Annotated in this window: 9 protein-coding genes; 4 read left to right on the plus strand and 5 right to left on the minus strand. The window is 75.4% G+C overall.

Going from position 1 to position 14,249, the window contains the following annotated elements; genetic code table 11:
* Positions 1-81 precede the first annotated feature (81 nt).
* A complete protein-coding gene (ligD, locus tag B085_RS0125870; protein ID WP_018561513.1) occupies positions 82-1,113 on the minus strand; it encodes a non-homologous end-joining DNA ligase in 1,032 nt (343 codons plus the stop codon).
* 91 nt (positions 1,114-1,204) lie between these two features.
* Between ligD and B085_RS0125875 the strand changes: the two genes are divergently transcribed.
* Positions 1,205-2,257 (plus strand): ATP-dependent DNA ligase, encoded by a 1,053-nt coding sequence (locus tag B085_RS0125875; protein WP_018561514.1) that lies wholly within the window; start codon positions 1,205-1,207, stop codon positions 2,255-2,257.
* On the opposite strand, the gene B085_RS43785 is transcribed toward B085_RS0125875, so the two are convergent.
* Positions 2,230-2,895, minus strand: coding sequence for an NIPSNAP family protein (locus tag B085_RS43785; protein ID WP_018561515.1), 666 nt, complete (start codon positions 2,893-2,895; stop codon positions 2,230-2,232). The two genes, B085_RS0125875 and B085_RS43785, sit on opposite strands and share 28 nt — an antisense overlap.
* A 52-nt stretch (positions 2,896-2,947) precedes the next feature.
* Positions 2,948-5,854 (minus strand): lysylphosphatidylglycerol synthetase family protein, encoded by a 2,907-nt coding sequence (locus B085_RS0125885; protein WP_018561516.1) that lies wholly within the window; start codon positions 5,852-5,854, stop codon positions 2,948-2,950.
* Between the two features lie 173 nt (positions 5,855-6,027).
* Here B085_RS0125885 and B085_RS0125890 point away from each other — a divergent pair, with 173 nt between their 5' ends.
* Together B085_RS0125890 and B085_RS0125895 are read left to right on the plus strand one after the other, a co-directional pair.
* Entirely contained in the window at positions 6,028-6,426 is a 399-nt protein-coding gene (locus tag B085_RS0125890; protein ID WP_018561517.1) for an MGMT family protein, read from the plus strand.
* A gap of 339 nt (positions 6,427-6,765) precedes the next feature.
* Entirely contained in the window at positions 6,766-9,948 is a 3,183-nt protein-coding gene (locus tag B085_RS0125895) for an ATP-dependent helicase (protein WP_234018651.1), read from the plus strand.
* Between the two features lie 10 nt (positions 9,949-9,958).
* On the opposite strand, the gene B085_RS0125900 is transcribed toward B085_RS0125895, so the two are convergent.
* Positions 9,959-10,366: a type II toxin-antitoxin system VapC family toxin gene (locus B085_RS0125900; protein WP_018561519.1), complete on the minus strand. Its 408-nt coding sequence runs from the start codon at positions 10,364-10,366 to the stop codon at positions 9,959-9,961.
* Entirely contained in the window at positions 10,363-10,641 is a 279-nt protein-coding gene (locus B085_RS0125905) for a type II toxin-antitoxin system Phd/YefM family antitoxin (protein WP_018561520.1), read from the minus strand. Before B085_RS0125905 ends, B085_RS0125900 begins: the two co-directional genes overlap by 4 nt.
* Before the next feature lie 119 nt (positions 10,642-10,760).
* On the opposite strand from B085_RS0125905, the gene B085_RS43790 reads away from it, so the two are divergent.
* Positions 10,761-14,240, plus strand: coding sequence for an ATP-dependent helicase (locus B085_RS43790; protein WP_018561521.1), 3,480 nt, complete (start codon positions 10,761-10,763; stop codon positions 14,238-14,240).
* Positions 14,241-14,249 lie beyond the last annotated feature (9 nt).

The following is a 14,249-nucleotide window of genomic DNA, read 5'->3' on the forward strand; positions in this document are numbered from 1 at the left end:
CCAGGGGCACGGGTCGAGGCGCGGGCATGCGCCTGATGATGCGTCAGTGCGGTCGCGGTGGGAAGAGGCCGTGCCGCGCCGTCAGTCCTCGCTCCCGGGGGGGTCCGGCTTGGGCCTGGCCCGGCTCGGCTGCACCCGCGGCGGCTCCCCGGGCATCTTGGGGTGGTCCGGCGGATACGGCATGTCGCCCAGCCCGTGGTCGTGTTCGTCGCGTTCGGCCAGCTCCAGGACGGCGTCCAGCCGGTCGGCGTGCTCCTCCATGCCGGTGTGCACGTCGCCCAGCTCCGCGTACCGCGCGGGCATCGTGACCAGGTCGAAGTCCCGCGGGTGCACCTGCGGGACCTCCTCCCAGCGCAGCGGCGCGGAGACCGGGGCGTACGGCCTGGGCCGTACGGAGTAGGCGGAGGCGATGGTGCGGTCGCGCGCGGTCTGGTTGTAGTCGACGAAGATCTTCTCGCCGCGCTCCTCCTTCCACCACGCGCTGGTGACCTGGTCCGGCATCCGCCGCTCCATCTCGCGGGCGATGGCGATGGCGGCCCGCCGCACGTCGGTGAACGTCCACTGCGGCTCGATGGGGACGAAGACGTGCAGGCCCCGCCCGCCCGAGGTCTTGGGCCAGCCGCGCAGGCCCAGTTCCTCGAGCAGCCCGCGCAGTTCGACGGCGACGCGCACCGCGTCGGAGAAGTCGGTGCCGGGCTGGGGGTCGAGGTCGATGCGCAGCTCGTCCGGGTGGTCGAGGTCGCCGCGCCGGACCGGCCAGGGGTGGAAGGTGAGGCAGCCGAGGTTGGCGCCCCAGACGACCGCGGCCGTCTCGGTCGGGCAGATCTCGTCGGCGTGGCGGCCCGAGGGGAAGCGGATGCGGCCAGTGGGGATCCAGTCCGGGGTGTTCTTCGGCGCGCGCTTCTGGAAGAACGACTCGCCCTCGACCCCGTCCGGGTAACGCTCCATCGTCGTCGGCCGGTCGCGCAGCGCCCGCAGGACGCCGTCGCCGACCGCGAGGTAGTAGCGGGCCACGTCCAGCTTGGTGAAGCCCGGTTCGGGGAAGTACACCTTCCCCGGGTTCGAGATCCGGACCGTCCGCTCGCCGACGGTCAGCTCGACCGCCTCCGCCATGCCGTCACCGCCTCTCCCGTCACCGCCTCTCCCGTCCCCGACACGGTAGGCCCGACGGGCGGGCGGCGCCTGTCGGGCGGAGAATCGCGGCATGGACCTCCCGGTGATGCCGCCCGTGAAGCCGATGCTCGCCAAGTCCGCCGCCGCGATCCCGCCCGGCATGCTGTACGAGGGCAAATGGGACGGCTTCCGCGCCATCGTCTTCCGGGACGGCGACGAGGTCGAGATCGGCAGCCGCACCGGCAAGCCCCTGACCCGCTACTTCCCGGAGGTCGTCGAGGCGGTCCGCGCCGAACTCCCGCCGCGCGTCGTCGTCGACGGGGAGATCGTCATCGCCCGCGAGGGCCGGCTGGACTTCGACGCGCTGCTGGAGCGCATCCACCCCGCCGACTCCCGGGTGCGCCAGCTCGCCGAACGCACCCCCGCCTCCCTCGTCGCCTTCGACCTGCTGGCGCTCGGCGGCCGCTCCCTGATGGCCGATCCGCAGACCTGGCGCCGCCAGGCCCTCGTCGACGCGCTCGGCCCGGCACGGGCGCCGGTCCACGTCGCTCCCGCCACCACCGACATCGAGCTCGCGCGGCGGTGGTTCGACCAGTACGAGGGCGCCGGGCTGGACGGCGTCGTCGCCAAGCCCACCGACGTCGGCTACCGCCCCGACGAACGCGTGATGATCAAGGTGAAGCACGAGCGCACCGCCGACTGCGTGCTCGCCGGCTTCCGCTGGCACAAGTCCGGTCCTGTCATCGGCTCCCTCCTGCTCGGCCTGCACGACGCCGCCGGCCGGCTCCAGCACGTCGGCGTCTGCGCCTCCTTCCCCATGCGGCGCCGCGAGGAACTCGTCGCCGAACTGGAGCCGCTGCGCATGGAGTCCGCCGAGGGCCACCCCTGGGCCGACTGGGCCGAGGCGGATCCCGGCGGCCGCATGCCCGGGGCCCAGAGCCGCTGGAGCGCGGGGAAGGACCTCTCCTGGATCCCGCTGCGGCCCGAGCGCGTCCTGGAGGTGGCCTACGACCACATGCAGGCCGACCGCTTCCGGCACACCGCCCAGTTCCGCCGCTGGCGCCCCGACCGCGACCCGGCCGGCTGCACCTACGCGCAGGTGGAGGAACCCGTCGGCTACGACCTCGGCGACATCCTGCGCTGAGTCCCAGGGCCCCCGGTCCCCGGTACGCGTACCGGCGCCAGCCGCAGCCGCCGCGGGGGCCGCAGCAGCGGGAGCCGCGCCACCGCGGCGGGCAGCTCGGGCCGTCCGGGCCGCTCCCCGGCGTCGGCGAAGGCGGTGAACCAGAGGACGACGTCCTCACCGGTACGCACCGGCAGCGCCGGGAAGTCGTTCGGCGCGTGCTCGCTGCGGTGCACCGCGGCGTCCGCCGGCAGCCCGCCGGGCCGCGCGAGGGCCTCGGCGAAGACCGCGGGGTCGGCGGGGTGGCAGACGGTCACGACGACCTGACCCGCGTCCGGCGGCACGCGGTAGCCGGGGCCGCGCAGCAGCAGGACGTCGTCCGAGTCGGTCATGGTGGCGTTGGCGGCGTCCCGGTGCGCCCGCCACACAGGGCCGCCGTAGAAGGCCCGCAGCGAGCGGAGCCGGGCGGGCATGCCGGGGAAGCCGCGCATCCACACGAAGCGGTCCGGGTCGTCCAGATCGGCGAAACGGCCGCCGACCCGGATCCCGGCGGCCTCCTGGCCGGTGACGAACTCGCGCTCGAACAGCTCGGTCAGGGTGTCCCTCGCGCCGGGGCGCAGGGTGTACTGCCGCAGTTCGACGATGTGCGTGGTCTCCATGACCGGGCACCGTAGGGGCGGCCCACTGACATCTGCTGTCAGTGGGCCCGCGTCACAACGCCTGCCGCCTGGTGAGTGTGGTGAACGCCAGCCAGCCGGGCAGCACCGGCAGCCAGAAGGTCAGCACCCGGAACAGCAGCACCGCGGAGGTGGCCGTCGCCGAGTCCAGGTGGCCGATGGTGGTCAGACCGGCGATCAGCGCGCCCTCGACCGCGCCCAGGCCGCCCGGGGTCGGGGCGGCGGAGCCCAGGGCGTTGCCCGCCAGGAAGACCACCGCGATCGCCGCGAAGTTCACCTCGCCGTGGAAGGTGCGGATGCTCGCGTCCAGGCACAGCACGAAGGCGAGGGTCAGCAGCAGCGTGCCGCCGATGCCCGTGGTGAGCTTCATCGGCTGCTGCAGCACGTCCAGCATGCGCGGCACCACCCCGGCGAACAGCGCCCGCACCCGGGTGGAGACGAAGCGCCGCAGCGGCGGGACGGCGGTGACGACCAGGAAGAGCACGCCGGCCGTCAGCAGCCCGGCCATCACCGTCCGGGACGGCGACAGCGTGGGCGTCTTCTCGGTGCCGGTGATGTAGCCGAACACCAGCAGCAGGCTGATGTGCGAGCCGAGGCCGACCAGCTGCGAGGCGCCCACGCTCGCCACCGCGAGGCCGGGGCGCACGCCCGACTTCTGCAGGTAGCGCGTGTTGAGCGCGACCCCGCCGATGGCGGCCGGGGCCACCAGCTTCACGAAGGAGCCGGCGATCTGCGCCAGCGTGGTGCGGAGGAAGGACAGCTTCTCCGGCACGAATCCGGACAGCGCCATCGCCGCCGCGACGTAGCTGAGCGCGGAGGCCAGCACGGCCACGATCACCCAGATCCAGTTCGCCTCGCCCAGCAGCGTCGCCGGGTCGATGCTGCTGATCTGGGAGAGCAGGAAGTACGCGGCGAAGGCGCCCGCGATGATGCTGATCAGCGTGCGCGGCCGCACCCGTTCCAGCCGCACCGGCTCGACCGGGGCCTGCGGACGGATGAGCAGCACCTGGTGGCGGATCCGGGTGAGCAGGTCCTCCTCGCGGACCCCCTCCAGCGCGTCCTCTATCGCCTTCTTCTCGGCCCGCCGCTCGGCCTTGGTCTCCTTGCCCGCGTCCTTGGCGTCGGTCTCCCCGGCTTCCCCGTCCGCCCGCCGGGCCCGGGACGCGGCCAGCACGGCGTCGCGCTCGCGCTGCGCCCGCTCCCTGGCCAGCTGCTTCAGCGTGGCCCGGGTGGTGCGGCTCAGCGCGATCGGCTGCAGCAGCGGCAGGGAGTCGGCGACGGCGTCCGGGCCCAGTACGGCGACGGCCGAGGCCACCGACCGCTCCGGGCCGACGCGCAGCGCCAGGGTGGTGAGCAGCTGCGCCACGTCCATGCGCAGCACGATGTCGCCCGCGGCGATCTCCCCGCCGCGCAGGTCGGTCAGGAAGACCCCGCCGGAACGATCCATCTTCAGGGCCTCGCCGACCAGCCTGCGGTGCGCGATCCGCCGCGACTGCAGCGCCCGCACCTGCTCCCAGGCGCCGTGCAGGACCTCGTCGGTGATCTCCTCGTCCGGCAGCGCGTCCAGCGAGCGTCCGCCCATGTGCTCGTAGACCAGCATCACGGCGTCCGGACCCAGCTCGGAGGTGGCGATCAGCCGCGGGGCCTTGGCGCCGGCGGCGATGGCCGCGTAGGCGAGCAGCGCCTCCTGCTCCAGCGCCTGGCGCAGCGACTGCAGGCTGCGCCGCTGGGTGATCCCGCGCAGCTGGAGCCGGCGCCACATCCGGTAGAAGAAGCCGTGGGCCTGCTGCTCGCGGTCCACCACCGTGACGTCGAGCAGCGGGCCGTCCTCCAGGGTCACCAGGTAGCGGCGGCCGCGGTCGGAGTCGGGCGCGTCGGGGAACTCGTCCTCGGCGCGGACCGCGGTCAGCGGGGCGAAGCCCACCCGGCGCAGGCCCGCGAGCAGGTTCTGGCCGGTCGGGCGGACGTTCGGCGAGCCGACCCCGTAGAGGGTGCCGTAGGCCACGGTCCAGCCGATGAGCACGGTGACGATGATCGAGAACGGTGTGGTGTAGCCGCCCACCAGCACCGCGAAGGAGTCCACGACCAGCACGAACCACAGCGCCACCCGCCAGCGCGGGCGCCGGGCCATGCCGACCGCGGTCATGTAGGCGATCACCGGGGCCAGATAGCCGTGGACGGGGTCGGTGATCCCGCCGCCGGGCGCGTCCCGGGTCAGCGCGTCCCGGATCGCCACCGGCGCCGCGTCCGACACCCACAGGTCGGTCGCGAGCGACACCCCGTGGGCCAGGACCGCGGCCAGCACGCCGTCCGCGATGCGCAGCCCGTCGCGCTTGATCAGCCGCTCCACGGCGAAGGCCACGGGCACGATCAGCACCGCCACGGTCGCCAGCAACCCGGCGATCGTGATCAGCGGCTCGGGGGCGTGCGTCGCGCCCTCGGCGATGTCCTGCTCCACGCCGGAGGTCGTCGCGTGCGCGAAGCCCGCGATCATCAGCACGATCGCGATGCCGAGCAGCCCGAAGAGGAAGCGCACGAGATCGACGGGCCGGTGCACGCGCGCTGGGAGCAGCGGTTCGTCCCGAGCCACCGGGTCGGTGTGCGGGGAGGTGCCGGCGACGGGCTCCCCGGAGTCGGTGCCTTCGGTGCCTTCGGAGCCTTCGGAGGCGCCGGTGGTGCCCGGCTCCCCGGTGCGGCCGGTGGGGTCGCCCTCAGGGGTTCCGGTGGCGCCCGGTCCGTCAGGGGTGTCGTCCCCGGGCCGCGCGGGCGTCGCCGCCGGCTCCCCGGCCGGGGCCGCGGACGCGCCGCGGCTCTCCTCGCGCGGGGCGTCACCGGACGCGGACACGGCCTGCCCGGCGCCCGCGTGCGGGGCCGCGGCAGCGGCGTCCTCCGGGCCCTCGGAGGCAGCGGGGACCGCGTGAGCGGCTCCGTTCCCGCTCACGTCGTGCTCTCCGGCTGTCTCTTTTTGATCTCGTATCACCAGTCACCGCCCGGATGATGGTGGCACGAGCAGCCCGCGCATGGGCGCAGGAGGGGGCAATTCGCCGTCCCGGGCGCCCCCGCGCGCGCTCCCTGTGCCCGCCACTGTCGGTGCCGTGGGGCACCATGTGACGGATGAGCAAGGACACCGCGCACGACCCGGACGACGTTCCGGACGACGTCCCGGAGCTCCCCGCGTACGCGGAGCGCGTGCTGGACGTCGCCGAGCGGATCCCGCCCGGACGGGTCATGACGTACGGCGACGTCGCCGAGTGGCTGGGGGAGGGCGGGCCCCGGCAGGTGGGCCACGTCATGGCGCTGTACGGCGGGGCCGTGCCGTGGTGGCGCGTGGTGCGCGCGGACGGCGGGCTGCTGCCGGGCCACGAGCTGCGCGCCCTGGAGCACTACCGCGCCGAGGGCACCCCCCTGCGCCCGGCCCCGCGGGCGGCGAAGGGCCACATACCCCGTCTCGACATGCGCGGGGCCCGCTGGGACGGCACGGACCCCGTGCCCCGCCCCGGCGGGGACGACTGACGACCGGACGCTCACACCATCCAGCTTCCGCCATCCGGGACCGGTTGATGCGATCGGCCGTCCGGACGGAGTACGGCGGCCCGCGTCCGGCCGCTCCCGCATCCGTACGGGAAGGGCGGGACGCGCGGCGGCCCCGGTGACCGGTGGCGTACCGTCGGCACCCGGACTCCCCCGGCCACCGGCGGCACAGGCCACCGCACAAGCACCCGCACGCACACGGAACCGGCGAACCACGTGACCTCCTCCTCCGCACACCAGACGGACGCCGCCGCACGGCGCTCCGGGGGGACGGTCGGGCCTTCCGGCGGCTACCGGCTGCTACGGACCGCTCCGGAACCGGTGACGCCCCCTGAACTGGACGCCGCACAGCGCGCGGTGGTTGAGCACTCCGGCGGTCCGCTCCTCGTCCTCGCCGGACCGGGCACCGGCAAGACCACCACCCTGGTCGAGGCGGTCGCCGAACGCGTGCGGCGCGGCACCGACCCGGAACGGATCCTCGTCCTCACCTTCAGCCGCAAGGCCGCGGGTGAACTGCGGGACCGCATGGCCGGCCGGATGGGCGGCGCGGCCGCACCGCAGGCCACCACCTTCCACTCGTTCTGCTACGCCCTGGTCCGCGCCCACCAGGACCCCGAGCTGTTCGCCGACCCGCTGCGGCTGATGTCCGGCCCCGAGCAGGACCTGGCGGTGCGCGAGCTCCTGGCGGGCGAGGCCGAACTGGAACGGCGGGGACGGACCGGGGTGCGCTGGCCGGACGAGCTGCGCGCGGCGCTGACCACCCGCGGCTTCGCGGACGAGGTGCGGGCGGTGCTGGCCCGCACCCGCGAGCTGGGCCTCGGCCCGCGCGCCCTGGCGGCGTTCGCCGGGCGCACCGGCCGCCCCGACTGGTCGGCGGCGGCCGGCTTCCTCGCCGAGTACCTGGACGTCCTCGACCTCCAGGGCGTCGTCGACTACGCCGAACTGGTGCACCGCGCGGTGCTGCTGGCCGGGCGTCCCGAGGTGGCCCGCCATCTCGCCGGCGCCTACGAGGCCGTCTACGTCGACGAGTACCAGGACACCGACCCGGCGCAGGTGCGGCTGCTGCGGGCGCTCGCCGGCGGCGGCCGCCACCTGGTGGCCTTCGGCGACCCCGACCAGTCCATCTACGCCTTCCGCGGCGCCGACGTGAACGGCATCCTCGGCTTCCCCGACGCCTTCCGGCAGGCCGACGGCCGCCCCGCCGCCGTCCGCGTCCTCACCACGTCCCGGCGCTCCGGCGCCGGCCTGCTGGCCGCGACCCGGCTCCTCACCCGGCGGATGCCGCTGACCCGGCTCCCGGCCGCCGCCGTCCGCGCCCACCGCGAGCTCGCGCCGGTCCGCGACGGGGGCTCGGTCGCCGTCCGCACCTACCCCACGCCCGGCGCCGAACTCGACGGCATCGCCGACATCCTGCGCCGCGCCCACCTGGAGGACGGCGTCCCCTGGTCCGACATGGCCGTCCTGGTCCGCGCCGGCTCCCGCTCGCTGCCCGTGCTGCGGCGGGCCCTGACGTCCGCCGGCGTGCCCGTCGACATCGACGGCGACGACCTCCCGCTGCGCGACGAGCCCGCCGTTGCCCCGCTGCTGCTCGCCCTGCGGGTCTGCGCCCACGCCGCCCTGCCCGACGCCCCGGAGCCGGGCCTGCGCGTCGAGGACGCCCTCACCCTGCTGGGCTCGCCGCTCGGCGGCATGGACGCCGCCGACCTGCGCCGCCTCGGCCGTGCGCTGCGCGAGGAGGAGCGGGCCGCCGGAGTCGCCGTGCCGCGGCCGTCGGACGAGCTGATCGCGCAGGCGCTGGCGGAGCCCGAGCGGCTGGTGGCGCACGACCCCTCGTACGCGCGGGGCGCCCAGCGGCTCGGCGGGCTGCTGCGCAAGGGACGCGAGCTGCTGGCCGGCGGCGGCACCGCCGAGGAGGCGCTGTGGGGGTTGTGGGACGGCACCCCCTGGCCGGGCCGGCTGGAGCGGGCCGCGGCGCGCGGCGGCGCGGCCGGACGCAACGCCGACCGGGACCTGGACGCGATGTGCGTGCTCTTCGACGCCGCCGCCCGCGCCGAGGAGCGCACCGGCGGCCGCGGCGCGCTGAACTTCCTGGAGGAGCTGTCCGCCCAGGACATCGCCGCCGACGTGCTGACCCGGCGCGCCGTACGCCCCGACGCCGTACGGCTGATGACCGCGCACCGCTCCAAGGGCCTGGAGTGGGGGCTCGTCGTCGTCGCGGGCGTCCAGGAGGGGCTCTGGCCCGACCTGCGGCGCCGCGGCTCGCTGCTGGAGGCCGACCGCATCGGCCGCGACGGCCTCGCCGAGCCGCTCACCCCGGGCGCCCTGCTCGCCGAGGAGCGCCGGCTCTTCTACGTCGCGGCCACGCGGGCCCGCGAGCGGCTCGTCGTGACTGCCGTGAAGGCCGTCGCCGACGACGGTGACCAGCCCTCCCGCTTCCTCACCGAACTCGGTGTCGAGCCCGCCGACGTCACCCACCGGGCGCGCCGCCCGCTGTCCGTCGCGGCCCTCGTCGCCGAGTTGCGCGCCACGACCGTCGACCCGGCCGCCTCCCCGGCGCTGCGCGAGGCCGCAGCCCGCCGGCTGGCGCGGCTCGCGGCCCTGGAGGACGCCGGCCAGCCCCTGGTGCCCGCCGCCCATCCCGAACGCTGGTGGGGCCTGTACGAGCAGACCCGCTCCGAGGTGCCGCTGCGCGACCGCGACCAGCCGGTCACCCTCTCCGGCAGCGCGCTGGACCAGCTGGCCAACACCTGCGCCCTGCAGTGGTTCCTCGGCCGTGAGGTGAAGGCGGAGCCGCCCTCCACGGCGGCCCAGGGCTTCGGCAACGTCCTGCACGTCCTGGCCGACGAGGTCGCCTCCGGCAGCACCCCGGCCGACCTGGACGTGCTCATGGAGCGGCTGGACTCGGTGTGGAACGCGCTGGCCTTCGACGCGCCCTGGAAGTCACAGCAGGAGAAGGAGAACGCCCGCGCCGCCCTGGAGCGCTTCCTGCGCTGGCACGTCATGGAACGCGGCCGCCAGGCCGTCGCCTCCGAGCACGGTTTCGACGTCACCCTGGAGACGGGGGACGTGGCCGTCCGCATCCGCGGCAGCATGGACCGCGTCGAGACCGACGCGGACGGCAACGCCTACGTCGTCGACTTCAAGACCGGCAAGGCCAAGCCCACCGCCGCCGAGGTCGAGGGCCACCCGCAGCTCGCGGTCTACCAGCTGGCCGTCCGCGAGGGCGCCGTCGACGAGCTCTTCCACGGCACCCGGCCCGCCCCCGGCGGCGCCGAGCTCGTCCAGCTCCGCATCGGCGCGGCCCGCCGCGACGGCGGCGACACCCAGCCCACCGTCCAGCACCAGGAGGCGCTGAGCGGCGACTGGGCCGACACCTTGCTCGCCGGCGCGGCCGCCCGCGTCCTCGACGAACGCTTCACCCCCTCCACCGGCCAGCACTGCGAGAACTGCGCCTTCCGCGCCTCCTGCAGCGCCCGCGCGGAGGGGCGGCACGTGGTGGAGTGAGGCGCGGGTCTCAGCAGCCGGGGGCCTCGGCCCGCAGCCCGATGTCCTGGGCGGCCTTCAGCAGGCGCTGGTCGTACGTGACGAAGACGAGCGGATCCGCGCCTGCCTGACCGGCCAGGAGCTGCGCCGTCGCGAGGTGGATCGAGTCGGGCGAGCGGAGCAGCGGATCACTGTAGGCGGAAGCCGTGGCACGGACGGCCGCGTCGATCTCGAACCGGTAGAGCCGGGTGATCACACCGGGGACGCCGGCGAGTGCCTGCGGGGCCGACCGGCGCAAGGCACGTGGCACCTCCACCTCGACGAGCGACGACGACACCAGGGGTTCGTCAGGGCGGTCGTTCAGCCAAGCGATCAACTCCCGTGTGCCCTGCTCCCGGCGGACCATCTTCACGATCGCCGCCGCATCCAGGTAGATCACCAGCGCTCCTCCTCGCGCATGGCGACGAGCGCGGCCGCCGTGTCGATCCCCGGATCGCCGAGCACAGGCGGCGCCGGGACCGGACCTGAGGCCGCGGGTGGGGTGGCGCGTCCCTCGGCGACCATGCGGTCCAGTACGGACTGGCTGCCCGAGATGGGCACGAGACGGGCCACCGGGGTTCCGCTCACGGTCACCTCCAATGTTTCGCCGTGCTGCACGCGCGCGAGCACGGCGCTGGTGTTCTGGTTCAGCTCGCGTACCGGGATGCGCTCCATGCCTCCAGCGTAGAACGCGATGTTCTACATCGGTAGGACGGAATGTGCCCGAGCCGGTGCCAGCCCGCCTACCGGGGCGGCGGCGGCCGCTGTCGGCGGCGCCCGATAACCTCCCCTTCGTGTCCTCCCGCATCACCGGTCCCGAGCAGCTGAAGGAGCTGCTGGGGATCCCGTTCACCCCGGAGCAGCTGGCGTGCATCACCGCGCCGCTCGCCCCTCAGGTGATCGTGGCCGGCGCGGGTTCCGGGAAGACGACGGTCATGGCGGCCCGCGTGGTGTGGCTGGTCGGCACCGGGCAGGTCGCGCCCGAGCAGGTGCTGGGCCTGACGTTCACCAACAAGGCCGCCGGGGAGCTGTCGGAGCGCGTGCGCAAGGCCCTCGTCCGGGCCGGAGTCGGCGATCTTGACCCGGCGGACCCCGACCACGCGCCGGGTGAGCCGCAGATCTCCACCTACCACGCCTTCGCCGGGCAGCTGCTCAAGGAGCACGGACTGCGCATCGGGCTGGAACCGACCGCGCGGCTGCTCGCCGACGCGACGCGCTACCAGCTCGCGGCGCGCGTCCTGCGGGCCGCGCCCGGCCCCTTCCCGGCGCTCACCAAGGGCATCCCGAGCCTGGTCAGCGACCTGCTGTCGCTGGAGGGCGAGCTGGCCGAGCACCTGGTGCCGCCCGAGCGGCTGCTCGCCCACGACCGGGAGTGGCTCGCCGCCCTCGACGGCGTCCGCCTCACCAACGCGGATCTGCGCAGGCTCCCCGAGACGGCCCGCGCCCGCGTCGACCTGACGGGGCTCGCCGCCGCGTACCGTGCCGAGAAGAAGCAGCGCGACCTGCTCGACTTCGGCGACCAGATCGCCCTGTCGGCGACCCTGGCCCGCACCCGCCCCGAGGTCGGCCGCATCCTGCGCGAGCAGTACGCCGTGGTGCTGCTCGACGAGTACCAGGACACCTCCGTCGCCCAGGGCCTGCTGCTCTCCGCCCTGTTCGGCGACGGCACGGGCCATCCGGTGACCGCGGTCGGCGACCCCTGCCAGGCCATCTACGGCTGGCGCGGCGCCTCGGTGGCCAACCTCGACGACTTCCCGCTCCACTTCGCGCACGCCGACGGGACCCCCGCCCGCCGCCAGTCCCTGTCGGAGAACCGGCGCAGCGGCGGCCGGCTGCTCGACCTCGCCAACGACCTCGCCGTGGAGCTGCGCGAGCGCCACGAGGGCGTCGAGGCCCTGCGGCCCGCGCCCGGCGCCGAACGGGACGGCGTGGTGCGCTGCGCGCTGCTGCCCACCCAGGCGGAGGAGATCGCCTGGATCGCCGACTCCATCGCGCACCTGGTCCGTACGGGCACCGCGCCCGGCGAGATCGCCGTGCTGTGCCGGGCCGCGGCTCACTTCGCCGACATCCACGCGGCCCTCGTCGCCCGCGACGTGCCGGTGGAGGTGGTCGGCCTGTCCGGGCTGCTGCACCTGCCGGAGGTCGCCGACCTCGTCGCCGTCTGCGAGGTGCTGCAGGACCCCACGGCCAATGCCGCCCTCGTCCGGCTGCTCACCGGGCCGCGCTGGCGGATCGGGCCGCGCGACCTGGCCCTGCTCGGGCGGCGTGCGCGGCTGCTGGTGCCGGGCCGCGGGGACACAGCGGACCGGCTGGCCGCCGCGGTGGAGGGCGTCGACCCGGCCGAGGTGATCTCGCTCGCCGACGCCCTGGAGACCTTCGTCGACGGCGAGCCCGAGGACCGGCTGCCCTTCTCGGCCGAGGCGCGGGTGCGCTTCGCGCGCCTGGCCACCGAGATACGCGAGCTGCGCCGCTCCCTCGCCGACCCGCTCATGGACGTCCTGCACCGGGTGCTCGCCGTCACCGGCCTGGAGGTCGAGCTCTCCGCGTCCCCCCCCGCGCTGGCCGCCCGCCGCCGGGAGACCCTGCACGCCTTCCTGGACATCGCGGCCGGCTTCGCCTCCCTGGACGGCGAGGCCACACTGCTGGCCTTCCTCGGCTTCCTGCGCACCGCCGCGCAGTACGAGAAGGGCCTGGACAGCTCACTGCCCGGCGGCGAGAACACGGTGAAGGTGCTCACGGCGCACAAGTCCAAGGGCCTGGAGTGGGACGTCGTGGCCGTCCCGGGCCTGGTGCGCAAGGGCTTCCCGAGCGAGCGGGGCCGCGAGTTGTGGCACTTCAACGCCAAGGTGCTGCCGCACGCGCTGCGCGGTGACGCCGCCACCCTCCCCGACGTCGAGGAGTGGTCCCGGGCGGGCCTGGCCGGCTTCAAGGCGGCCATGGCCGAGCACAACCGGGTCGAGGAGCTGCGGCTCGGCTACGTCACCTTCACCCGGCCGCGCTCCCTGCTGCTCGGCTCCGGCCACTGGTGGGGCCCCAGCCAGAAGCGGCCCTTCGGCCCGTCCGCCTTCCTCGATGCGCTGCGCGCGCACTGCGAGGCCGGCCACGGCGAGGTCGAGCACTGGGCCGAGGAGCCCGCGCCCGACGCCGGCAACCCGGCGCTGGCCCGTACCGGCGAGACACCGTGGCCGCTGCCCCTGGACCAGGCCGCCATGGCCCGTCGCCGCGAGGCCGCGCGCAACGTGCTGGCCCACCTGCACGCCCCGGCCGTGCACCCGGTGGCCGCGCCGTCCGACCCCGAGTGGCCGCCGCCCCCCGAGGACGAGGAGGAGCCGCCGTACGACGTGTACGGCGACCCGTACGAGGACCCGTACGAAGACCCGTACGAAGGCCCCCGCGGAGAGGACGACGCCGGCGGCCGGGAGGACCTGTCGGACGGCCGGCCCGCCATCCCCGATCAGCCCGGCCCCCCGTCCGGGCCCGTTCCCGCCGCCGCCGTACCCGCGCCCGGGCACGGCGGAGCGCGGGGCCTGCTCCCCGAGGAGGCCCGCGCCGTCGCGTCCTGGGACCGGGACCTCGACGCCCTCACCGAGGAGCTGCTCCGCTCCCGGGCGGCGGTCCGCGACGTCCTGCTGCCCACGACGCTCAGCGCCTCCGCGCTGCTGCGGCTGGCCGCCGACCCCGACGGCTTCGCCCGCGAGCTGGCCCGCCCCATGCCCCGTCCGCCGCGGCCCGCGGCCCGGCGCGGCACCCGCTTCCACGCCTGGGTGGAGTCCCGCTTCGAGGAGCTGCCGCTGATCGCGCCCGAGGAGCTGCCCGGCATCGAGGGCGACGACGAGATCGCCGACGAACGCGACCTCGCCGCGCTCAAGGAGGCCTTCCTGCGGACCCCGTACGCCGAGCGCACCCCCTACCGCGTCGAGGCGCCGTTCCAGCTCGGCCTCGCCGGGAGGGTGATCCGCGGCCGGATCGACGCGGTGTACCGGGAGGGCGACGGCTACGAGATCGTCGACTGGAAGACCGGGCGGGCCGGCACCGCCGACCCGCTGCAGCTGGCCGTCTACCGGCTCGCCTGGGCCGAGCAGCGCGGAGTTCCGTTGTCGCAGGTCACGGCGGCCTTCCTGCACGTGCGGACAGGGGAGCTGACCCGGCCGGGACCGCTGCCCGACCGGGCCGCGCTGGAACGCCTTCTGCTGGGCGGGCCGGCACCGGGACGGGAGTCCGGGCCGGGTGCCGCGCCCGGTGCCGACGCCGGGGGTCCCGGCGCGGCCCGCTAGGCTCAAGGC

Source organism: Streptomyces sp. BoleA5, assembly GCF_000373665.1.
Classification (GTDB): Bacteria; Actinomycetota; Actinomycetes; order Streptomycetales; family Streptomycetaceae; genus Actinacidiphila.

Bases quoted from the DNA above. Each gene is read 5' to 3' on its own strand.
- ligD (WP_018561513.1), bottom strand. From the start codon at position 1,113: ATGGCGGAGGCGGTCGAGCTGACCGTCGGCGAGCGGACGGTCCGGATC.
- B085_RS0125875 (WP_018561514.1), top strand. From the start codon at position 1,205: ATGGACCTCCCGGTGATGCCGCCCGTGAAGCCGATGCTCGCCAAGTCC.
- B085_RS43785 (WP_018561515.1), bottom strand. From the start codon at position 2,895: ATGGAGACCACGCACATCGTCGAACTGCGGCAGTACACCCTGCGCCCC.
- B085_RS0125890 (WP_018561517.1), top strand. From the start codon at position 6,028: ATGAGCAAGGACACCGCGCACGACCCGGACGACGTTCCGGACGACGTC.
- B085_RS0125905 (WP_018561520.1), bottom strand. From the start codon at position 10,641: ATGGAGCGCATCCCGGTACGCGAGCTGAACCAGAACACCAGCGCCGTG.